We start from the raw sequence: 21,542 nt of genomic DNA, 5'->3' as shown, positions 1-21,542 counted from the left end.
GGCTGCCCGGCGCTTTGCTGAATTAGCCTTTTTTGGCGTTTCGAACGAAGGGCTTCTTCCGCAGCATTTTACGGGATTCGGGTTTAGGACTACAATATAAATGATTTATAAAGTAAATGTTAAACCAAATTAAATATAGAAAGAATGGGCTGAAGATGATGAGCGATCAAGAGCATAACCAGCATAAAATGAGCAAACCGGCTAAAACCCGTTTCTGGGATGCCCGTGCCTTGATGGAGGAACAGGGTCCGGAATCCGAAACGGAAGAGCAAACCCGGCGGCAGAAGCGGGCCGAGCAGGCCATTGAGGAAGCAGGAGCCGTACTGGCTGCTGGGGGAACGGTGGCGTTTCCGACGGAAACGGTATACGGTCTTGGCGCGGATGCCCGCAGTACGGAAGCCGTGGAGCAAATTTTTGCCGCCAAGGGCCGCCCGTCGGATAATCCGCTGATCGTGCATATTGCGGACGAAAGCCAGCTGGACGAGCTGGTGACGGAGGTTTCTCCGGCCGCCAGAGAGCTGATGGCGGCCTTCTGGCCCGGGCCGCTCACGCTGGTGCTGCCCGTGCGGCCCGGCGCCGTCAGCCCGCGGGTGACGGCGGGGCTGTCCACCGTGGCCGTGCGCATGCCGGCCCACGACATCGCGCTGCGGCTGATTGCCGCAGCGGGGTGCCCGGTTGCGGCGCCGAGCGCGAACCGGTCGGGACGGCCGAGCCCCACGCTGGCGGAGCACGTGGGCGAGGACCTCGCCGGCGCCATTGACGGCATCGTCGACGGAGGGCCCACGGGTGTGGGCCTGGAATCGACGGTGGTGGAATGCGGCGCAGGCGGGGAAGTGACCGTGCTCCGCCCAGGCGGGATCACGGCCGAGGCGCTCGCCGGCGTTGCGGCGAGCGTGTCGCTGGACCCGGCCCTGCGGGGCGGGTCCGCGGAAGCCCCGGCGCAGCCGCGCTCGCCGGGGATGAAATACACGCACTACGCCCCGAAAGGGCGGCTGTGCGTGGTCAAGGGCTCCGCGCGGGAGGTGGCCGCCCGCATCCAGACGGAGCTGGATGCGGCCGCCGCGCGCGGCGAGCGCACCGGGGTGCTCGCATTCGACGAGCACCTGGCGCAGTACCGGGCCGACGCCGTGCAGTCGCTCGGCAGTCTGGCCCGCCCGGGCGAAGCGGCGCAGCGGCTTTACGCCGCGCTGCGCCGCTTCGACGAAGAGAACATCGGCTTCATGTTGTCCGAAGCCTGCCCGGAAGAAGGGCTGGGAGCAGCCGTTATGAACCGGCTGCTTAAAGCGGCGGGACAGAAGGTAATCTACGTATAACGGCGCAGAGGATCGAGTAAGAATCCGAGGGAGGCGAGGCAGACATGATAACGGTCGGACTCACCGGCTGGGGAGACCATGACGAGCTGTATCCTCCGAAGACGCCGGCGAATCAGAAGCTGATGATGTATGCGCGCCATTTTCCGTGTGTTGAGGTGGACAGTTCATTTTATGCCGTTCTCGGAGAGGCGACGTATCAGCGCTGGATCGATCAAACGCCGGACCATTTCTCGTTCATCCTTAAAGCTTATCAGGGGATGACGGGCCATGCCCGCGGGAAAATTCCTTTTGCGAGTGCAGGGGAGATGTATGATGCCTATCTGAAATCGATCCGGCCTGTGGTGTCTTCCGGCAAGCTGAAAGCAGTCATGTTCCAGTTTCCGCCCTGGTTCGACTGTTGTCCCGATCATGTCCGGCAGCTGAAGGCGGTCAAGCGGAGGATGGGGGATCTCAAGGTCGCACTTGAATTTCGCCATCGCAGTTGGTATGCGCCCGATCTGAAGGAGCGCACCCTTGCGTTTATGAAGGAAGAAGGGTGGATTCACATTGTGTGCGATGAACCGCAGGCTGGGGAAGGATCGGTGCCCACGGTGCTCGAACCGGCCGATCCCGAGCTTGCGATCGTGCGTCTTCATGGCCGCAATACGGCAGGGTGGACCCAGAGCGGCGCCCCGAACTGGCGCGAGGTTCGCTACTTGTATCGCTACAGCGACGAAGAACTGCTGGAATGGAAAGACAAGCTGAACCTTCTGAAGTCAAGAGGAGCCAAGGACATCTGCATGATCTTCAACAACAATTCCGGCGGCGATGCGGCTCCAAACGGAAAGCGCATGTTGGAATTGCTTGGGTTTAAGCCAGCCGAATTGCCTCCGAAACAGATTGATCTTTTTTCATAAAAGCCGCAGTGGCTCGCGGGACCGTTTCTGCCCCCGTGTCATGATTGCCTCCTTGTCCGCATATGGTGGTACAAACCCTATTGCAGACTTGGAGGGGTGCATCATGCATCATGCTACTGCCCAGCTTGGGCAGCTTGTTACGATTATAGTGATGGCCATTGCGCTGGGCATGGATGCCTTTTCTCTCAGTGTCGGGATCGGTATGAAAGGCGTGCGGCGGCTTGATATGGCGAGGATCGGCGGGCTCATCGGGATTTTTCATATCGTGATGCCGCTGCTCGGGATGTTTACCGGCTTATATGTGGGAAGGCTGCTCGGTGAAATTGCCCGGTATGTGTCCGGAGGCTTGTTGCTTCTGCTCGGCGGGCATATGGTGATTACCTCGTTCCGGGATGAGGGGCCAAAGCCTGTGGATCATCGCCGGTTTCTGGGCGTGCTGCTGTTCGCCATGAGCGTCAGCGTGGATTCTTTTTCAGTCGGGGTATCGCTGGGCATGTTTCAAGGCAACCTGCTGCTTACGGTGCTGACCTTCGGCTTGTTTGGGGGAATCATGTCGGTGATGGGCCTGTGGCTCGGCAGCCGGTTCAGACGGAACCTGGGAGACTACGGCGAAACGATGGGCGGAGCCATCCTGTTCGCGTTTGGCCTGATGTTTATCTTTTGATACAATGATAAAGAAGAATACACCATTCGCTGAGTGAGGGTAGAGAGATGCGCATATTGTTTGTTTGTACAGGAAATACTTGCCGCAGCCCGATGGCGGAAGGCATGTTCAGGCAGATGGCGCTGGCAGCCGGTTTATCGGTTGAAGTCCAGTCCGCAGGTGTTGCGGCTATCCCCGGAATGTCCATTTCCAGGCATGCGGAAGCGGTTCTCCGGGATCGCCAGATTGAAGACAAACTGACTTCAACCCCCATGAATGCCGAACTCACGGATTGGGCGGACCTGATTCTGACCTTGACCCAGAGCCATAAACGGCAGCTGATGCAAGCCTTTCCTTCTGCAGCCGGCAAAACATTTGTCCTGAAGGAATATGTGGAGGACGCGGAGGACGTAGCTCAGGATCTGCGGGAACTGGATGCCCTGCTGGCAGACCGGGCTTTGCGGACCGCGCTGGGTCAAAAGCTTGAAGATACGAATCAGCAGCGGATTATCCGGCTGCAGCAGCGTCTGCCCGGCTATGACATATCGGATCCGTTCGGCGGCAGCCGGGAGGACTATGAACGGACAGCCGCGGAAATCCGGACCGCTTTGGATAAGCTGCTGCACATGCTGAAGGAGCAGGCTGGAAAATAAAAATTTGATCTTTTTTTCAAGTTGCAATTCCGGTAATTATGCTATATGCTTAAAGGCAACAACAGCAGTTCCGGTGTAACTGGCGACAGATGTGGATGAAACCACGGTGGAGCACCGGAGTATACGGCCGGTCGCCTGGGCAAAGAGCAAGACGCATGAAGAAATTGCGTTCTGCTCTTTTTTTCGTCTTTGGTCAAAAATCATTATATAATGAGGACAAGGGTTCGGTCCGCGATTTTAGTTTTTGTTAGGCGACAGACTGATGCCGGACTAGAGGAGGAAATGGCTGTGGAACATCAATTTCGCCAGGAGGAGCTTGCGGCGCAGGCGGCTGAAGTGCTTGAGGAGCTTGCGGTGACTGCGAAGCTGGGACCTGGCAAACTCGTTGTGATTGGCGCAAGTACAAGTGAAGTTGCAGGACAGAGAATCGGTACCGCAGGCGCGCAGCAGGTAGCGGCGGAATTGTATGCAGGCCTTGAAAGGGTGCGCGCCCGTTACGGGTTTGATCTGGCCTTTCAATGCTGCGAGCATCTGAACCGGGCGCTTGTCGTCGAGCGTTCCGTGCTCGAACGATTGAACCTGACGGAAGTGAGCGCCGTCCCGGTGCGCAAAGCCGGCGGTTCAATGGCAGCGGAAGCTTATATCCGCTTTCGGGAGCCTTGTCTGGCCGAGAGTCTTGAGGCCCACGCCGGAATCGATATCGGCGAAACGCTGATCGGCATGCATCTGCGCAGGGTCGCCGTACCGCTGCGTCCTGCCCGCAGGTATATCGGGATGGCCCGTGTGAACGCCGCTATGACCCGGCCGAAGCTGATCGGCGGAGAGCGTGCTGTATACGCTTTGCCGCAGCAGGAAGGTTCGCAGCCTTGCGATTAAGCGGACCGAATCAATGGCAATTTTTCAGGAAACAATAAAATTTCTATACATGCAGGGAGGATAATGAAAAACATGGATCATTTGAGAAAGCATGACCCGGCCGTCCTGGAGGCCATGAACCTGGAATTGAAGCGTCAGCGCAATAATATTGAGCTGATTGCGTCCGAGAACATTGTAAGCGAAGCGGTTATGGAAGCTATGGGTTCGGTATTGACGAACAAATATGCCGAAGGTTATCCGGGCAAACGGTATTACGGCGGCTGCGAACATGTGGACATCGTTGAGGATCTGGCCCGCGATCGCGCCAAGGAGCTGTTCGGTGCCGAGCATGCCAACGTTCAGCCTCACTCCGGAGCCCAGGCGAACCTGGCCGTGTATTTGGCAGCTTTGAAGCCTGGAGATACGGTGCTCGGCATGAACCTGGCCCACGGCGGACATTTGACTCACGGAAGCCCGGTCAATGCTTCAGGCCTGCTCTATAACTTCGTAGCTTACGGAGTTCAGGAAGACTCCTTCCGGATTGATTACGATGAAGTCCGCAAGGCGGCCTTCAAGCATCGCCCCCGCCTGATCGTCGCCGGCGCCAGCGCGTACCCGCGCACGATTGACTTTGAAGCGTTCGCCTCGATTGCAAACGATGTAGGCGCGTTGTTTATGGTGGATATGGCGCATATCGCCGGTCTGGTTGCTGCCGGCGTTCATCCTAGCCCTGTGCCGCATGCCCATTTTGTAACCACAACGACGCACAAAACCCTTCGCGGACCGCGCGGCGGCATGATCCTGTGCAAAAAGCCTTGGGCAGCCGCAATCGATAAAGCGATCTTCCCGGGCACTCAGGGCGGACCGCTGATGCATGTCATCGCCTCCAAAGCCGTTGCGCTTGGCGAAGCTCTTCAGCCTTCCTTCAAGTCTTATGCCGAGAACGTGGTGAAGAACGCGCAAAAATTGGCGGAAACCTTGCTCGAAGAAGGGCTTAATCTCGTTTCCGGCGGTACGGACAACCACCTGATTCTGATCGACACGCGCAATCTGGACATTACCGGCAAGGATGCCGAGCATGTACTGGATTCCATCGGAATTACGGTCAACAAAAATGCGATTCCGTTCGACCCGACAAGTCCGTTCGTTACGAGCGGTATCCGCATCGGTACACCGGCTGCCACTTCCCGCGGCATGGACGAAGCGGCGATGGTGGAAATCGGCCGCATCATCGCGGCGGCTCTGAAATCGCCTAAAGACGAAGCCGCGCTGGCTAAAGCCAAAGCCCGTGTAACGGCGCTGACCGACCGCTTCCCGCTTTATCCTGAAATGAAATACTAATTCTTGTAACGCTTATGGGGCCTGCACGATCCTTCGGGATGCTGCGGGCCCTTTTTGCTTTTTTTGTTCCAGAGCCGCTGGATGTTGATTTGCGGTGCAATCCATGCCGAACCGCCTATTTTCCCAGTTCTCATCCAAAACATGAACGGAACAGATGAAATGGTCCTCGGCAAGTGATATAATGGACAGGATTTACGTACTGCTACCGTAGTAAAAAGTGTTACAAAAGAGAAGAATGAGCAATAATACCGGAGGGACAATAATGGGAAAATTGATCGTCTGCGACCATCCCCTGATTCAGCACAAATTGACTTTTATCCGTGACATGCGGACAAATACGAAGGAATTTCGGGAACTGGTAGATGAAGTTGCCACACTTATGGCGTATGAAATTACAAGAGAATTACCGCTTGAAACGATTACGGTACAGACACCTGTTGCCGAAACGGAGGCTCGTGTCATTTCCGGCCGGATGCTTGGCCTTATTCCGATTCTTCGGGCGGGTCTCGGCATGCTGGACGGGGTTCTGAAGCTGATTCCGGCTGCCAAAGTAGGGCATGTCGGACTGTTCCGCGACCCCGATACGCTTCAGCCGGTCGAATACTACATAAAGCTGCCGACAGACGTTCAGGAGCGTGAGCTGATCGTGATCGACCCGATGCTGGCTACCGGCGGTTCGGCGATCGCGGCCATAGATGCGCTCAAAAAGCGCGGCTGCAGCCAGATTAAAATGATGAACCTGATCGCAGCTCCGGAAGGGGTCAAGGCCGTTCAGGAGGCGCATCCGGATGTGGACATTTATGTCGCCGCGCTTGACAGCCATTTGAACGACCATGGTTATATTATTCCGGGGCTAGGGGACGCCGGTGACCGGCTGTACGGCACCAAGTAAGCGGGCCCCGACCCAAAAAGCAGCTAGATAAGAGAGGGCGTTTACTTTGTGCAAGCCCCTCTTTTTTTTAGAAGACAGAAATGAGGGATAATCTTGTCTAAAATTAAAGTGATGACAATCTTTGGCGTGAGACCGGAGGCCATCAAGATGGCTCCGCTTATCCTGGAACTTACGAAGCATCAAGAGCATATTGAATCGGTTGTCTGTGTAACCGCACAGCATCGCGAAATGCTTGACCAGGTGCTTGATGTATTTAAAATTGAACCGGACTATGATTTGAACGTCATGAAGCAGCAGCAGAGCCTGAATGAAATCTCGATACGGGTGCTTCAGGGGCTTGAGGGCGTGCTGCGCGAAGCTAAGCCTGATATCGTGCTCGTGCATGGCGATACGCTGACAACATTCCTGGCGAGCTATGCATCCTTTTTGCAGCAGATCAAGATCGGACATGTGGAAGCCGGACTCCGGACGTGGAACAAATTATCCCCTTATCCGGAAGAGATGAACCGTCAGCTGACCGGGGTGCTTGCAGACCTGCATTTCGCGCCTACGGACTGGTCTGCGGGCAATTTGCGGAAGGAAAATAAGGCAGAGTCAAGTATATATATCACAGGCAATACGGTAACGGATGTGTTTCAATATACAGTAAAACCGGACTATAGTCATCCTGTTCTGGACTGGGCCAAAGGCAAGCGGCTGATTTTGATGACAGCTCACCGCAGGGAATCGCAAGGGGAACCGCACCGCAATATTTTTCGGGCCGTCAAACGGATTGCTGACGAATTCGAGGATGTGGCGATTTGCTATCCGGTGCATCCGAGTCCGGCAGTTCGTGAGCCCGCACATGAAATTTTGGGCAATCACCCGCGCATTAAGCTCATTGACCCGCTGGATGTGGTGGATCTGCATAATTTCTACCCGTATACGCATTTAATATTAACGGATTCGGGCGGTTTGCAGGAAGAAGCGCCTTCTTTCGGCGTGCCGGTGCTTGTGCTGCGGGATACGACAGAGCGTCCGGAAGGGATAGAAGCTGGCACTTTGGAATTGGTTGGAACAAATGAAGAGAAGGTGTATGAACGGACAAAATTATTACTCAGCGATTCGGAGGCTTATCAATCCATGAGCCGGGCCGCCAACCCGTACGGAGATGGTAAGGCATCAGCCAGAATTGTCAATGCGATTCTTCACCATTTCGGCGTGATAAGCGAACGTCCTGAACGATTTCACACAAAGTTCACAAATGAAAATCAAGCGCAGTTGTAAAAGAAAAACGTACAGCATACAGTTAAACTGTACGGTTTTCAGGGGTTTGCAAAAATGAAAATGAAAATCAGGTTTCACGGCTTTTTCTGACGGGCCTTTGCAGCGGGCCCCCTCAATTGACAAAGTTTATTTCGTATTAGTAAAATGAACTAGAATTCCGAGGGTGGGACAGAAAATGGACAAACCTGAACATTCTGAAAACTCTGGCGGAAAGAAGAAGCCGAGCGGTGCTGCCTGGCGAATGGCAGGGACAGTAAGTGTACTCGGCATTGAATTTGCCATTTGCACGTTGGCCGGTTTTTATTTAGGATCTTGGCTGGGAAGTAGGCTCGGTAACCAGGGGATTTGGGTGGCTGCAAGCGTTCTTGCTGGAATGGCTGCAGGCATTATAGGAGCTGTTGCGGTGATTAGAAGGATAATGAGGGAAAGCGATGAATAATGAACTGTCCAAATATCGAATAGTGGTAGTGCGGGTAGTTCTGGGCTTAGTCGCATTCTGTCTATTGGTGTCTGCTGCTCTTCCTACGCACCGCGCGATCGCCCATGGATTAATTCTGGGTTCGATCGTAAGCTGCATCAATGTGCTTCATATGGCTTACAAGGTGCGCCAGTTACTTGAAACGGCAGCTGCAGCGGGAACTGGCGAGAGACGCAGGAAGCGTTATGGTTTGGGCTTCGGGTTTCGTCTGGCGACTTCCATTCTGGCTGTAGTGCTCCCGCTGGAATTTCCGCATTATTTCAGCGAAATTGCCGTCATGGCCAGCCTGGTATTTGCGCAATTTCTGCTTCTGATTCTGGGCATTATTTATTCTCTTAAAGAAGAAAGAATGAGAGAAAAAGCCAAAAAGGAGAAAGCTGATCAAAGTTAGAAGTTCCGACTTGGAAAGGGGTGAAAAAACATGCATGAAGCTCCAATTATTGAATTGGGCGGATTCCATCTCGACCTCTCCATCGTCCTGATGATGGTCGTGACCTGCACCATCGTTTTTGTAATTGCCAAACTGGCAACGCGAAACCTGTCTGTCGAAAATCCGGGCAAATTGCAAAATTTCATGGAATGGACGACCGAATTCGTGAAGAACATGATCACCAGTTCCATGAATTGGAAGAAAGGCAAGCCGTTCCTTTCGCTCGCCTTGACCCTGATCCTGTTCATTTTCGTAGGCAACATGCTTGGCCTTTTGTTCGGCGTCGTAACGGAATACCACGATCCGGCGAAAGCGAAGATTTTTGGACAGGAAATAACGTCCGTAACCTCGGTTCTGGAAGAAGCGCACGCGAAGTATCCGGAAGAGGAAGCCCATGCGGAGGTGGCTTGGTGGAAATCTCCGACGGCTGACGCCGGCGTAACGATGGGGCTTGCGCTGCTCGTATTCGTGATTTCAAATGGACTGGGCTTGTTCAAGAACACGAGGAATTATCTCAAGCACTACGTACAGCCTTATCCGCTGTTCTTGCCGATCAACATCATCGAGCAGGTGTCGAAGTTGATGACGCACGGTATCCGTCTTTACGCGAACATCTTCGCGGGCGAGGTGCTGATCTCCACGATCATGACGCTCGCCAAAGCGAGCGTAGTGGGTACAATTATGTCGATCCCGCTGCTGATGGCTTGGGACGGATTCAGTATTTTCGTTGGCGCGATCCAGGCGTTCGTTTTCGTTACATTGATGATCGTGTATATTTCGCAAAGCATCGATACGCATGAAGAGGAACATTAGTTTTTAGGTCAAGGTGGAGCAAAGACTTCAACCGGGCTTAACAATAAATCATGAATTGACTTTTAAGGAGGATATAAAATGGGAGCATTGGCATTAATCGCGGCAGGTATCGTAGCAGGTTTGGGCGCACTCGGCGCTGGTATCGGTAACGGTCTCGTTATCAGTAAAACAGTCGAAGGGATCGCTCGTCAGCCTGAAGCGAAATCCACGCTGCAAACGACGATGTTTATCGGGGTTGGTTTGATCGAGGTACTTCCGATCATCGGCGTGGTCTTGGCGTTCATATTCTACGGCATGGCCCAATAATAAATTTGGAAAAAAAGAATGGCGAGGAAGGCCACAGCCGTCCACGCCTTCTTTTTAGCCCGGTAGAATAGAACGTACACGTTAACAGCGGATAGGCTTCGGAAAGGAGTGACTAAGTTTGAAATTCGTATGGGAAAACACCGTCATCGCCTTGATCGCGATCGGGATTTTATACTTCTTGTTAAACAAATATGCTTTCGGTCCGCTTTTTTCCGTCATGGAGAAACGCCGTGAGCTCGTTAAGCAGCAGCTGAGCGAAGCGGCGCAAACCCGCGAGCAGGCCGCCACTTATGTGGAAGAACAAAAAGCCGCTCTGCAGGAGGCCCGCAAAGAGGCGTATGACATCATCGAGCAGTCCAAGCAAACGAGCAGCAAGCAGGCTACTCAGATTATCGATCTGGCGAAGGAAGAGGCAGTGCGTCTCAAAGACGAGGCTGTTCGCGATATCGAGAACGAAAAGAACAAAGCGGTGGAGCAGCTCCGCAGTGAAGTGGGCGCCGTCTCCGTGAAGATCGCATCCAAGCTGATCGAAAAAGAAGTCAGCACGGAAGGCGTTCAAGGCGAGCTGGTCGACAAGTACCTTAAAGAAGTCGGTGGCCGGTCATGAGCAGCACGACAACGGTTGTAGCCAAACGTTACGCTAAAGCCGTCTACGAAATTGCAGCCCAAGAAGGTCGGACGCTTGAAGTGGAACAAGAGCTGAAAGCGGCGGTGGAAGCTTTTACCGCAGACAAAGATGTTGTGAATTTTATTGCATCTCCCAGTATTTCCGAAGAAGCGAAATGGAAAGCGATGGAGGCAAGCCTTGCAGGCAAGCTGTCCAAACCGGTTATTTCCCTGCTAAAACTGCTTGTAGAACGTGGCAGAATCGCGATTTTGTCCGAACTGCTTGACAGTTACATTCAGATTGCCGGAAATGAACTGGGACTTGCTACAGCGGTCGCATATACGACATACCCGCTGAACGAACAGGAACAACAGCAGGTTGCCGATGAATTCGGCGCTTTAGTTAAGAAGAAAATCCGCGTGGAAAATGTGGTGGATACCAGTCTGCTGGGCGGCATGAAGGTTGTCATTGGCGATACGCTGTATGACGGCAGTCTCGCCGGGAAGCTGGAACGGCTTGAGAAATCTTTTCGAAGACAAGCACTGTAGATAGGGGTGAAACACTTGAGTATCAGACCTGAAGAAATCAGCACACTGATTAAAAGTCAGATCGAACAATATAAGACGGAAATCGAAGTGGCCGAAGTCGGTACCGTTATTCAAGTCGGTGACGGGATCGCCCGTGTTCACGGACTCGAAAATGCGATGGCGAACGAGCTGCTCGAATTCGAAAACGGGGTTGTAGGCCTGGCCCTCAACCTGGAAGAAAGCAATGTCGGTGTCGTTATTCTTGGACCATACACCGAAATTCGTGAAGGCGACCAAGTGAAACGGACCGGCCAAATTATGCAGGTTCCTGTAGGGGACGCTATGCTTGGGCGTGTTGTTAACCCGCTCGGTCAGCCGGTTGACGGCAAGGGACCGGTCGCAACAACGGAATTCCGTCCCGTAGAGAACAACGCTCCGGGCGTTATTGACCGTAAATCCGTTCACGAGCCAATGCAGACCGGTATTAAAGCGATCGACTCCATGGTTCCGATTGGCCGCGGCCAGCGGGAATTGATCATCGGCGACCGTCAAACAGGTAAAACCGCAATCGCGATCGATACGATTATCAACCAGAAGGGTAATGGCGTGAAATGTATCTATGTCGCTATCGGACAGAAGCAGTCCACTGTTGTCAACGTAGTTGAAACGTTGCGTCGTCACGGTGCGCTGGATTACACGATTGTCGTTACGGCTTCCGCATCGGAACCGTCTCCTCTTCTGTATATCGCTCCATATGCCGGCGTGGCTATGGCCGAATATTTCATGTACAAAGGCGAGCATGTGCTGATTATCTATGATGACTTGTCGAAGCAGGCAGCGGCTTACCGTGAATTGTCCCTCTTGCTTCGTCGTCCTCCGGGCCGCGAAGCGTTCCCTGGTGACGTCTTCTATTTGCACTCCCGTCTTCTGGAACGTGCAGCGAAGCTGAGCGACGAGCTCGGCGGTGGCTCGATTACGGCTCTGCCGTTTATCGAAACACAAGCGTCTGACGTTTCCGCCTATATTCCTACCAACGTGATTTCGATTACCGACGGTCAGATCTTCCTGGAAGCCGACTTGTTCTATGCAGGTCAGCGTCCGGCTATCAACGTAGGTATCTCGGTATCCCGGGTAGGGGGCTCTGCACAGATCAAAGCCATGAAGAAGGTTGCGGGCACGCTTCGTCTTGACCTGGCCCAATACCGTGAGCTTCAGGCGTTCGCCCAATTCGGATCGGACCTCGATAAATCTACGCAGGCCCGTCTGAATCGCGGTGCGCGTATGATGGAAATCCTGAAACAGGGAGTTAACCAGCCTCTTCCGGTTGAGAAGCAGGTTATCAGCTTGTATACAGCGGTTAAAGGTTACCTGGATGATATTCCGGTTGGCGATATCCGCCGTTTCGAAGCTGAATTCCTTTCCTTTGTGGAGAACCAGCATGGCGAAGTGCTGCAGTCGATCCGCGATACGAAGGATTTGACGGCAGACAATGAAGCGCTGCTGAAGGATGTAATCGAACAATTCAAAAAAGGCTTTGCAGTCAAGGCTTAATAGATGATATACACGGGCTTTGGCGAACGCCAAAGCTTGCGTGTATTCGCCAAATGCTTACGAAGTAACTTTGAGCTCTTGCTCAAAGTTTTGAGGTGGTGAAATCATGGCAAAAGGAATACGCGAGATTAAGCGTCAGATCAAGAGTATTCAAAACACCCGCCAAATCACGAAAGCGATGGAGATGGTGGCATCCGCGAAGCTGAGAAGAGCGCAAGAGAAGGCGCAAGCTGCCCGCCCTTACGAACAAAAGCTGAAGGAAGTCGTAACCAGCATCGCAGCGGGCTCGCAGGGCGTATCCCATCCGATGCTGGAGAACCGTCCGGTAACAAGAACGGCCTTCATCGTGATTACATCCGATGGGGGGCTCGTAGGTGGATACAACTCCAACCTGCTCAGAAAAGTGACGGAACGCTTGTCCAGCTACAATTCCAAGGACGAGTACGGTCTGTTCGTGGCAGGACGAAAAGGACGCGATTATTTCACACGCCGCAATCTTCCTGTTGAGGCTAGTGTGGTCGAACTGTCCGATACACCTTCGTTTGCCGATATCAAAAGTGTTACAAGCGCTGCTGTGCAAGGGTTCGAGGAAGAGCAGTATGATGAAATTTACATCTGCTATAACAAGTTCATCAATCCGATTACCCAGGTGCCAACCATTGACCGTTTGCTTCCCTTTGAGCGGGAAGAAGCGCAAGGTGGAGAACTTAAGGCTTCTTACGAGTATGAGCCTTCACCAGAAGGGGTACTCGAAGTACTGCTTCCGAAATATGCGGAAACGCTCATCTATGGCGCATTGCTGGAAGGCAAAGCGAGTGAGCTTGGCGCCAAGATGACGGCAATGGGAAATGCGACAAAAAATGCAACGAAGATGATCGGCGAATTGACACTCACTTACAACCGGGCTCGCCAGGCAGCAATCACCCAGGAAATTACGGAAATTGTTGCCGGCGCAAACGCTCAGTCATAATAATCAAGGGTACAATGACAGTTTGCGGATCAGCGGTAAAAGCTCTGTTTAGCTTTCCGAAGCTGTCATGTCTGTGAAGCCGGATATGCACGTCAAGCAGTGCTCCGCAAACTTTGAGGAGGGAAACAAAAGATGAACAAAGGACGCGTTGTCAGCATAATGGGTCCGGTCGTTGACATCGAGTTCGAGCGCGGTCAACTTCCGGAAATTTTCAACGCAATTACGATTGCAGGCAATGCCGAGGCCGGTCGCCCCAACGATCTGACCCTGGAGGTTTCGAACCATCTGGGCGACAACCTTGTGCGCTGTATCGCAATGTCTTCTACCGACGGCCTTGTGCGTGGAATTGAAGCGAATGATCTGGGGGCTCCAATTTCCGTACCGGTTGGGGAAATTACACTTGGCCGCGTATTTAATGTACTCGGTGACACGATTGACAACAAAGGCGATGTCGAGGGAGCATCCAAGAATCCGATCCACCGTGAACCGCCAAAGTTCGATGAGTTGTCTACACAGGCGGAAATCCTGGAAACCGGCATCAAGGTTATCGACTTGCTTGCCCCTTATGCGAAGGGCGGTAAAATCGGTCTGTTCGGCGGTGCCGGTGTCGGCAAGACGGTTACCATTCAGGAATTGATCAACAACATCGCGCAGGAGCACGGCGGTATTTCGGTATTTGCCGGTGTCGGCGAACGTACGCGCGAAGGGAATGACCTGTATCATGAAATGTCCGATTCCGGCGTTATCAACAAGACGGCGATGGTATTCGGACAAATGAATGAGCCGCCTGGCGCCCGTCTTCGCGTTGCCTTGACAGGACTTACCATGGCTGAATATTTCCGCGATCAAGAGGGCCGTGACGTGCTGCTCTTTATCGATAACATTTTCCGTTTTACTCAAGCCGGATCGGAAGTATCCGCCCTGCTCGGACGGATGCCTTCTGCCGTAGGTTACCAGCCAACGCTGGCAACGGAAATGGGTCAGCTTCAAGAACGGATTACTTCGACGAAGAAAGGCTCCGTTACGTCCATTCAGGCGATTTATGTGCCTGCGGATGACTATACAGACCCGGCGCCTGCCACTACTTTCGCTCACTTGGATGCAACAACCAACCTGGAGCGTAAAATTTCCGAGAAAGGGATTTTCCCTGCCGTGGATCCGCTGGCTTCCAGCTCCCGGATTCTTACGCCGGAAATTGTGGGTGAAGAGCACTATAATGTGGCTCAAGGAGTTAAACAAATCCTGGCTCGCTATAGAGAGCTTCAAGATATTATTGCGATTCTCGGTATGGACGAATTGTCCGAGGACGACAAGCTGGTCGTGGCGCGTGCACGGAAGATTGAACGCTTCCTGTCCCAGCCGTTCCACGTAGCTGAGCAATTTACCGGAATCAAGGGTAAATATGTGCCGATTGCAGAAACGGTACGCAGCTTCAAAGAAATTTTGGACGGCAAGCACGACGATCTTCCGGAAGCTGCCTTCCTGTTCGTAGGAACGATTGAGGAAGCTGTGGAGAAGGCAAAGACCCTCTAAGCTAAAGCGGATGGGCATGCTTTGCAAAACGCCTAAGGAGTGATGAAATGAGTACTTTTTTGCTTGAGATCGTCACACCGGAGCACGTTGTTTTCTCCCAGCAGGTCGATAACGTTATCGTTCGCGGCTTAGAAGGGGAGTTCGGCGTTATGGCCGGACACGTACCTTTGGTTACACCGCTTCAGGTCGCTCCGATTGTCGTGAGAACCGGCAGCAATAGAACCACAATCGCTGTTCATGGCGGTTTTATTGAAGTACAGAAGGAGAAAGCGATCATTCTGGCCGAAAGCGCGGAGCTTTCGCAGGATATCGATGTGGAACGTGCCAGAGCGGCGAAAGAACGGGCTGAACGCCGGCTCGCTAACCGCAGCAGTAAAGACCACATTGATCATCGTCGGGCTGAACTCGCTCTGCAAAGAGCCGTTACCCGAATTAACGTGTCTTCGAAAAGCAAGGAATAGCGGAACTAGATAAAGGCCGAATGCCCTATTAGAGGGTGTTTGGCCTTTATTTTGCAATATAAAGTTTATAAGTTTCCGGGGTCCCCGCAAAGTACCTGACTCCGCCTCGAAGTCAAAGCCTCACTTTGTGGGGGGACTTGTCTAGGACCTCTGAAGCATAATTTCAAAGGTAAGTGCTGGATGGGAGGCTTAACCCTACAACTAAATGAACCGGGTTGGGCAAGCTATAGATAGCCCCGATGAGCCGATTAGTCCCTTTGTCAAAGGAAACGAAGTGAAAAAGTGGCAAAACCGTAAGAAATTTTCCGAAAAAAGGCGGATTTGTAACAATAAATCACTGGATTATTGGACGCTTGGCAAGTATGATATAGAAGGTCTATACTAACAGGGAATTGCCGCTATAATTTACAGGACAGAATTAACCGATTTATGTTCTGCGGCATAAAATAATGTACGGCAAGGGGGGAAAGCGATTGGATGCAGCTTTGAGCCAAGTCTCGTCTCAAGCCGCAGTCAGCGCCTTGACGGCTATTCTTGTATCCCTGATCTGTATCTGCCTTTCCTGGTGGGCTCTGCAGAACTTGAAGCTGGATCTTGTGGTCAGACATCCCAAAGGGCCGCAAGGAAAGCTGTTGCAGCTTTTGCTCGCCATTGTGCTGGGCAAATTTGTAGCTGATTTTATCATCGAGTATTTAGGATATACCCTTATGCTACGTTATATGTTTACTTTTTTATGACCTTGGTTATATGTGTGTTAGGCTAAGCAAGCAGTATTTTGTCGAATAACATCAAAAGTTTGTGTTAACAATGGTGAATAAGGGTCTTGTATATCGATCGATATCATAACTTTGGATGCAAGCGGTGGAGGTCCTCCATCTTCGGGTCCCCTCTGCGGCAAAAATACCTTGTGCGCCTGAAATTAACGATGTTAAGATGAAATTTAGCGGCTGCATGGAGCGGGTGCGCTAATTTCATCACGAGAATAAGAGAAAATGAACGCGCGGAGGGAACCGTAATGAATAAATTTATCGTCCGCGGCGGCAAAGTGTTGACCGGGAACGTTAAGGTTAGCGGAGCAAAAAACTCAGTGCTGCCGATTATCGCAGCTTCTTTACTTGGTGAAGAAGGGGTAAGCATCATTCGCGATGCTCCACCTCTTGACGATGTAAGGACGATCAGCCGAGTGCTGGAATCGTTGGGGGCAAATGTTACATATGACCAGGAGGTTATTACTGTAGATGCCCATCAGCTTGTTTCCTGTGAAGCGCCTTACGAGTGGGTTCGGAAAATGAGAGCTTCTTTTCTGGTCATGGGACCGCTCCTAACCCGGCTCGGACATACACGGATTTCGCTGCCAGGCGGCTGCGCAATAGGAACAAGACCGATCGATCAGCATCTGAAGGGCTTTGAAGCTATGGGGGCCAAAATTACATTGGGCCAGGGCTATATTGAAGCCAAATCGGAAGGCAGGCTGCGTGGGGCCAAAATTTATTTGGATGTCGCCAGCGTTGGCGCAACCGAAAATATTATGATGGCTGCTGCACTGGCGGAAGGAACGACCATTATTGAAAATGCGGCCAAGGAACCGGAAATTGTGGATTTGGCCAACTATTTGAACAAAATGGGAGCGGTCGTTCGTGGTGCAGGGACTGAAATGATCCGGATCGAAGGGGTGGATAAGCTTCAGGGGGCTGAGCATACCGTCATTCCAGACCGGGTTGAAGCCGGAACTTATATGATCGCTGCCGCAATTACAGGCGGAGACGTATTCGTCGAAGGTGCGATTGCCGACCATTTGGGTCCTGTCATCGCCAAGCTGGAAGAAATGGGCGTACAGATTGAAGTTCAGGAAAATGGTGTACGCGTAACAGCCAAGCATCCGCTTAAATCCGTTGACGTCAAGACGCTGCCTTATCCGGGGTTCCCTACCGACATGCAGTCCCAGATGATGGCGCTGCTTCTGACATCGGAAGGCACAAGCGTTGTAACCGAAACTGTATTTGAGAACCGCTTTATGCACGTCGATCAGTTCACATTAATGAATGCCCAGATTAAAGTGGAAGGACGGACCGCGATAGTGAGCGGAGCCTCCAAGCTGACCGGATCCAAGGTTTGCGCCACTGACCTGCGTGCCGGAGCCGCCCTCATTTTGGCCGGCCTTGCAGCAGAAGGTGCAACGGAAGTGAGCGGCACCCACCACATTGACCGCGGATATGTAAATCTGGCGGAGAAATTGGCCGGGCTCGGCGCCGACATTTGGCGGATCGAAATGGACGAAGAGAGCAAGCCGAAAGAGAAAAGCGCAGTGTCGGAAGAACTTTCTAAACTCAAAGTTCAAACCAGTTGGGCCTAACTGCATAAAGACAGCAAGAAAGGATCGTTCCTGAAGTTCAGGACGGTCCTTTGTTTTTTTTGGAGGCAGGAATGGGTGATTCCCGTTATAATAAAAGGAAAAGAAAGCGTGATCAATATATACGGGCTAAGAAAGGGTTGGGAAACGTGGCGCTGATTCAATGTCAATTTTTCTCCGAGGTGCTCAGCCTCAGCACGCAAATGACGGTCATTCTCCCTCAGGAAACTTCCGGACAAATCGGGATGAAGGGGGTAACAGCGAAGGGAAAACATCCGGTCCTCTATTTGCTGCACGGTTATAGTGACGACGATACGATCTGGATAAGACGAACATCGATTGAACGGTATGTATCATCGCTGGGTTTGGCTGTAGTTATGCCAAACGTACATCACAGCTTCTACAGCGATATGGAGTATGGGAACAGGTACTGGACGTTTCTGTCCGAGGAGCTGCCGGCGCTTGCCCATTCCTTTTTCCCTCTGTCGGATGCAAGGGAGGACAATTTCGTGGCAGGCTTGTCCATGGGCGGATATGGCGCTTTGAAATGGGCGCTGCGCTGTCCAGACAAATTTGCAGCAGCGGCGAGCCTTTCAGGCGTGCTTGATCTGGCTGCCCATATCAAGAGCAAGCCGTTCACGCTTCGCGGTCTGGAACTGGCTTTTGGCGGGAAGGAAGTTGAAGGAACGGAAGAAGATGTACTGTGGCTGCTGGAACAGACGGCAAAAGGACAGGGTGCGAAACCGGAAATATATCAAAGCTGCGGGACAGAGGATTTTCTGTATGAGGGAAACGTGAAATTTAAAGAACTCGCGCAGCAGGTTAACTATGAAACAACTACGGTGTTTGATGCCGGAGACCATACGTGGGAGTATTGGGATAAACATATTCAGGACGTACTGAAATGGCTTCCGCTGGCGAAACACCGTTAAATTTGTGTCCGGTTGCGGCAGGCGCACCGTACGCAGCTCACGGCGCACGGTGCGTCGTTGCATGCCGGTTGTCGGACAACCATAATACCGAAGCCTCTTGCCCCTAACGGGCCTGGGGTTCCGGTTTTTGTTTGGGCTTGGCCAACTTCCACAAGTTTTCTTATATAAAGATAAACGATTCTGTTATTTCCTCAGGGAAGCAGCTGATAGGAGTCTTTTTCATAACAAAGAAGGGCTTGCTTCGCATGATCCTCCACGCCTTTCGAGAACAAGGGATCAGGTGAGACAGAAGCTCTTTCTTCAAATCTTTCTTTCTGCCGACGAAGGTTCTAGCATCCGCTGAAAACTCATATCTATAAGTATACTGATTACCGGAAGGTAGAGTGGATGATGCTCTATTGGCAAAGGGTCCGCACCATGTTGACAACGGAGGTAGGGCAGTACGATGAAAGACAAAATGACTTCCTGGAAGATCAGGCTAACTGCAGGAGACGATAACGGGACAAGGGACTCATTGGAAAAGAGTAAGCAAGCTGCCGGAGGCAAGCTCATACACGAGCAGGAAGATGGGAAAACCTTGTTGGAGGCGGCGGGCCATACAGAGGTCTTTACCCGTTTAAGGATAAAGCCAAAACGAGGGGCGAAAGCATGCGGAGAAGAGGCGTCCGTACAGCCGGAGCCGTTCATGCCGAAGGCGCAAGCGCAGGCGATCTGGAAGCCTGCGAAGCCGCAGGGCCGTCCTGGGAAGGCCCTGCTAGGCTGGATCGGCGGCTCCCGCCGCCCGCCCCGCTGGGGCGGGGCTCGCCGCCGCAGCCACCTGCGGCTGCCTGTGGCCGCCGCAGTGCTTGCTGCGCTGGCCGTGCTGCTGCCGGCGCTGCTGGTCCACCGCGGCGGCTCGGACGCGCCGCCGCAGCCCGAGCCGGCGCCCCATGGCCAGGCGCCGGCCAGGGGAGGGCCGTCCGCCTCCAGCCAGGCGGACGGGGCCGCGCGGGTGTCCGTCTATTTGACGGACACCCGCGCGGTGGAGACGCTGCCGATCGAGCAGTACGTGCTCGGCGTGGTGGCCGCCGAAATGCATGCCGATTTCGGCCTCGAGGCGCTGAAGGCCCAGGCGATAGCCGCCCGGACCTTTATCGTGAAGCGCCTCGTCAGCGGCGACCGAAGCGGCGTGCCCGGCGGCAGGGCCGATGTGACCGATACGGTATCGCATCAAGCCTATTTATCCGAGGCTGAGCTTGCCTCCTGGAAGAGGGCCGGCAAGGCCCGGGAGCTAGAGAAGCTGCAAAGGGCAGTGGATGAAACGGACGGCATGATCATGACTTATCAGGGCAAGCCGATTACCGCCTTATTTTTCTCCGCGAGCGGGGAGTTTACGGAAAACTCGGAAGATTACTGGGATGAGAAAATCCCCTACCTGCGAAGTGTGGCAAGTCCGTGGGATGCCAGGATCGACCCGGTCTATAAAGAAACCGTCAGCCTTCCTTTATCCGAAGTGTTCACCAAGCTTGGCATCAGCTCCCCTTCCCTTCACGTAGCCGCAGGGGCGGGAACCGTCCCGGCTTACTCGCAAACAAACGGGCCCTTCAAGATTTTGTCCCGTACCAAAGGAGACAGCATCAAAGAGATTTCCATTGGCGGCCAAACGTTCAGCGGACGCGAGATCAGAGAGAAGCTGGAGCTTCGCTCAAGCCGCTTTGAGATTCAGGTGAAAGACGGCGAGGCAGTCATTACAACCTATGGATATGGACACGGAGTAGGGATGAGCCAATGGGGGGCAACCGGCATGGCCCGGGAAGGATATACGGTGCAGCAGATTTTGAGGCACTATTATACCGGAATTTCCTTCGAGCAAGCTTCCAAATTTCTGAAACAGAAATTTTAGAAAAAATTGCTATAAACCAAGTATAAAAGATTCCGCCCCGGTAACACTGTTACTGAGGTGATAATCATATGAATGAACAAAAACCTAAAAACCAGGAAGAATCTCCTAAAAATTTAATGGGAGAGCCGGTCGCTCCGGTATCTTCGTGGAAGAAACTTTTGTCGAAGAGATGGATCTACCCGGCAGCATACATGGCCGCAGCGGCAATCATACTAACGTTAGTGTGGGTCTATCAGGATGCCAGCCGCAAACCGATGGACAACAAACCCACAGCTACCGTAACGGATGATGCGAGCGCGGTTCAAACCGGAACAGATCCGGCTGCAGAGCAGAAAGATGAAGATGCGCTCGAAACGACGGCGGTCAGCGAAGATTTTGCCTGGCCGGTAGCCAATGCGTCCGAGGTCTCGGTCGTAAAGCCGTTCTACGATAAAGACGGCTCCACAGAGGAACATGAAGCAGCAATGGTACAGTACAACAATGAATTTATGCCGAACACCGGCATCGATCTGGCCCGCAGCGACAAACAGCCTTTTGAAGTCAAAGCTGCGCTGGGGGGCAAGGTGACCAACGTGGAGCAGCATGCGCTTAACGGTTATGTTGTTGAAATCACTAGCGCCAATAACCTGAAAACCGTCTACGAAAGCTTGGCGGACGTGAAGGTAAAGGAAGGCGCTGAAGTGAAGCAGGGCGACAGAATCGCTTCTTCCGGACAAAACGAAATCGGTAAAGCGCTCGGCAACCACCTTCATTTCGCGGTTTACGAGAATGACGCGCCGGTAAATCCGACTACTCTCCTTCCGCAAAACTAATCGAAAGCTGCCTCATAGAAAGGCCGGAGAA

23 protein-coding genes and 1 riboswitch are annotated in these 21,542 nt (G+C 52.9%); all 23 genes read left to right on the top strand.

Going from position 1 to position 21,542, the window contains the following annotated elements; translation table 11 throughout:
- Positions 1 to 155: 155 nt before the first annotated feature.
- Complete coding sequence (locus K7397_RS00695; RefSeq protein ID WP_223066009.1) at positions 156 to 1,313, top strand: L-threonylcarbamoyladenylate synthase; 1,158 nt, start codon at positions 156 to 158, stop codon at positions 1,311 to 1,313.
- Between the two features lie 44 nt (positions 1,314 to 1,357).
- The gene (locus tag K7397_RS00690) at positions 1,358 to 2,209 is read left to right on the top strand and encodes a DUF72 domain-containing protein (protein WP_223066008.1); all 852 of its coding nucleotides are present in this window, start codon (positions 1,358 to 1,360) and stop codon (positions 2,207 to 2,209) included.
- A gap of 103 nt (positions 2,210 to 2,312) precedes the next feature.
- Positions 2,313 to 2,873, top strand: a complete 561-nt coding sequence (locus tag K7397_RS00685) for a manganese efflux pump MntP (protein ID WP_223066007.1) — start codon at positions 2,313 to 2,315, stop codon at positions 2,871 to 2,873.
- A gap of 47 nt (positions 2,874 to 2,920) precedes the next feature.
- Entirely contained in the window at positions 2,921 to 3,505 is a 585-nt protein-coding gene (locus K7397_RS00680) for a low molecular weight protein arginine phosphatase (RefSeq protein ID WP_223066006.1), read from the top strand.
- Between the two features lie 65 nt (positions 3,506 to 3,570).
- Positions 3,571 to 3,653, top strand: a riboswitch (ZMP/ZTP riboswitch).
- 134 nt (positions 3,654 to 3,787) lie between these two features.
- Complete coding sequence (locus K7397_RS00675; protein ID WP_223066005.1) at positions 3,788 to 4,381, top strand: TIGR01440 family protein; 594 nt, start codon at positions 3,788 to 3,790, stop codon at positions 4,379 to 4,381.
- A 72-nt stretch (positions 4,382 to 4,453) separates the two neighbouring features.
- The gene (gene glyA, locus K7397_RS00670) at positions 4,454 to 5,701 is read left to right on the top strand and encodes a serine hydroxymethyltransferase (protein ID WP_223066004.1); all 1,248 of its coding nucleotides are present in this window, start codon (positions 4,454 to 4,456) and stop codon (positions 5,699 to 5,701) included.
- Positions 5,702 to 5,963: 262 nt separating this feature from the next.
- Positions 5,964 to 6,593: a uracil phosphoribosyltransferase gene (gene upp / locus K7397_RS00665; RefSeq protein WP_223066003.1), complete on the top strand. Its 630-nt coding sequence runs from the start codon at positions 5,964 to 5,966 to the stop codon at positions 6,591 to 6,593.
- 93 nt (positions 6,594 to 6,686) lie between these two features.
- The gene (gene wecB / locus K7397_RS00660) at positions 6,687 to 7,859 is read left to right on the top strand and encodes a non-hydrolyzing UDP-N-acetylglucosamine 2-epimerase (RefSeq protein WP_273545557.1); all 1,173 of its coding nucleotides are present in this window, start codon (positions 6,687 to 6,689) and stop codon (positions 7,857 to 7,859) included.
- 175 nt (positions 7,860 to 8,034) lie between these two features.
- On the top strand, positions 8,035 to 8,298 hold the full coding sequence (locus K7397_RS00655; RefSeq protein ID WP_223066002.1) for an AtpZ/AtpI family protein: 264 nt from the start codon (positions 8,035 to 8,037) through the stop codon (positions 8,296 to 8,298).
- Positions 8,291 to 8,728: an ATP synthase subunit I gene (locus K7397_RS00650; protein WP_223066001.1), complete on the top strand. Its 438-nt coding sequence runs from the start codon at positions 8,291 to 8,293 to the stop codon at positions 8,726 to 8,728. Before K7397_RS00655 ends, K7397_RS00650 begins: the two co-directional genes overlap by 8 nt.
- 30 nt (positions 8,729 to 8,758) lie before the next feature.
- The gene (gene atpB / locus K7397_RS00645; RefSeq protein ID WP_223066000.1) at positions 8,759 to 9,580 is read left to right on the top strand and encodes a F0F1 ATP synthase subunit A; all 822 of its coding nucleotides are present in this window, start codon (positions 8,759 to 8,761) and stop codon (positions 9,578 to 9,580) included.
- A gap of 78 nt (positions 9,581 to 9,658) precedes the next feature.
- Entirely contained in the window at positions 9,659 to 9,886 is a 228-nt protein-coding gene (gene atpE / locus K7397_RS00640) for a F0F1 ATP synthase subunit C (protein WP_223065999.1), read from the top strand.
- Positions 9,887 to 10,004: 118 nt separating this feature from the next.
- Positions 10,005 to 10,493: a F0F1 ATP synthase subunit B gene (atpF, locus tag K7397_RS00635; protein WP_223065998.1), complete on the top strand. Its 489-nt coding sequence runs from the start codon at positions 10,005 to 10,007 to the stop codon at positions 10,491 to 10,493.
- Positions 10,490 to 11,041 (top strand): F0F1 ATP synthase subunit delta, encoded by a 552-nt coding sequence (locus tag K7397_RS00630; RefSeq protein ID WP_223065997.1) that lies wholly within the window; start codon positions 10,490 to 10,492, stop codon positions 11,039 to 11,041. The genes atpF and K7397_RS00630 overlap by 4 nt, the downstream gene beginning before the upstream one ends.
- A 15-nt stretch (positions 11,042 to 11,056) precedes the next feature.
- A complete protein-coding gene (gene atpA, locus K7397_RS00625) occupies positions 11,057 to 12,571 on the top strand; it encodes a F0F1 ATP synthase subunit alpha (protein ID WP_223065996.1) in 1,515 nt (504 codons plus the stop codon).
- Between the two features lie 106 nt (positions 12,572 to 12,677).
- Positions 12,678 to 13,541, top strand: a complete 864-nt coding sequence (gene atpG / locus K7397_RS00620; RefSeq protein ID WP_223065995.1) for an ATP synthase F1 subunit gamma — start codon at positions 12,678 to 12,680, stop codon at positions 13,539 to 13,541.
- Positions 13,542 to 13,673: 132 nt separating this feature from the next.
- Positions 13,674 to 15,074: a F0F1 ATP synthase subunit beta gene (gene atpD / locus K7397_RS00615; protein WP_223065994.1), complete on the top strand. Its 1,401-nt coding sequence runs from the start codon at positions 13,674 to 13,676 to the stop codon at positions 15,072 to 15,074.
- Positions 15,075 to 15,121: 47 nt separating this feature from the next.
- Positions 15,122 to 15,535 carry a F0F1 ATP synthase subunit epsilon gene (locus tag K7397_RS00610; RefSeq protein WP_223065993.1) on the top strand — a complete coding sequence of 138 codons (414 nt, stop codon included), beginning with the start codon at positions 15,122 to 15,124 and terminating at the stop codon, positions 15,533 to 15,535.
- A 473-nt stretch (positions 15,536 to 16,008) separates the two neighbouring features.
- Positions 16,009 to 16,272 carry a DUF1146 family protein gene (locus K7397_RS00605; RefSeq protein ID WP_237690566.1) on the top strand — a complete coding sequence of 88 codons (264 nt, stop codon included), beginning with the start codon at positions 16,009 to 16,011 and terminating at the stop codon, positions 16,270 to 16,272.
- Positions 16,273 to 16,550: 278 nt separating this feature from the next.
- The gene (gene murA / locus K7397_RS00600) at positions 16,551 to 17,888 is read left to right on the top strand and encodes a UDP-N-acetylglucosamine 1-carboxyvinyltransferase (RefSeq protein WP_223065991.1); all 1,338 of its coding nucleotides are present in this window, start codon (positions 16,551 to 16,553) and stop codon (positions 17,886 to 17,888) included.
- Positions 17,889 to 18,034: 146 nt separating this feature from the next.
- Positions 18,035 to 18,817 carry an alpha/beta hydrolase gene (locus K7397_RS00595; RefSeq protein ID WP_223065990.1) on the top strand — a complete coding sequence of 261 codons (783 nt, stop codon included), beginning with the start codon at positions 18,035 to 18,037 and terminating at the stop codon, positions 18,815 to 18,817.
- Between the two features lie 445 nt (positions 18,818 to 19,262).
- Positions 19,263 to 20,699: a stage II sporulation protein D gene (gene spoIID / locus K7397_RS00590; RefSeq protein WP_237690565.1), complete on the top strand. Its 1,437-nt coding sequence runs from the start codon at positions 19,263 to 19,265 to the stop codon at positions 20,697 to 20,699.
- A gap of 68 nt (positions 20,700 to 20,767) precedes the next feature.
- The gene (locus K7397_RS00585) at positions 20,768 to 21,511 is read left to right on the top strand and encodes a M23 family metallopeptidase (protein WP_223065989.1); all 744 of its coding nucleotides are present in this window, start codon (positions 20,768 to 20,770) and stop codon (positions 21,509 to 21,511) included.
- Positions 21,512 to 21,542 lie beyond the last annotated feature (31 nt).

The sequence above is a fragment of the Paenibacillus caui genome, from assembly GCF_019904135.1.
Taxonomy (GTDB): Bacteria; Bacillota; Bacilli; order Paenibacillales; family Paenibacillaceae; genus Fontibacillus; species Fontibacillus caui.
Note: the sequence above shows the minus strand (reverse complement) of the source record. Positions and strands in the feature narration are given on the sequence as shown.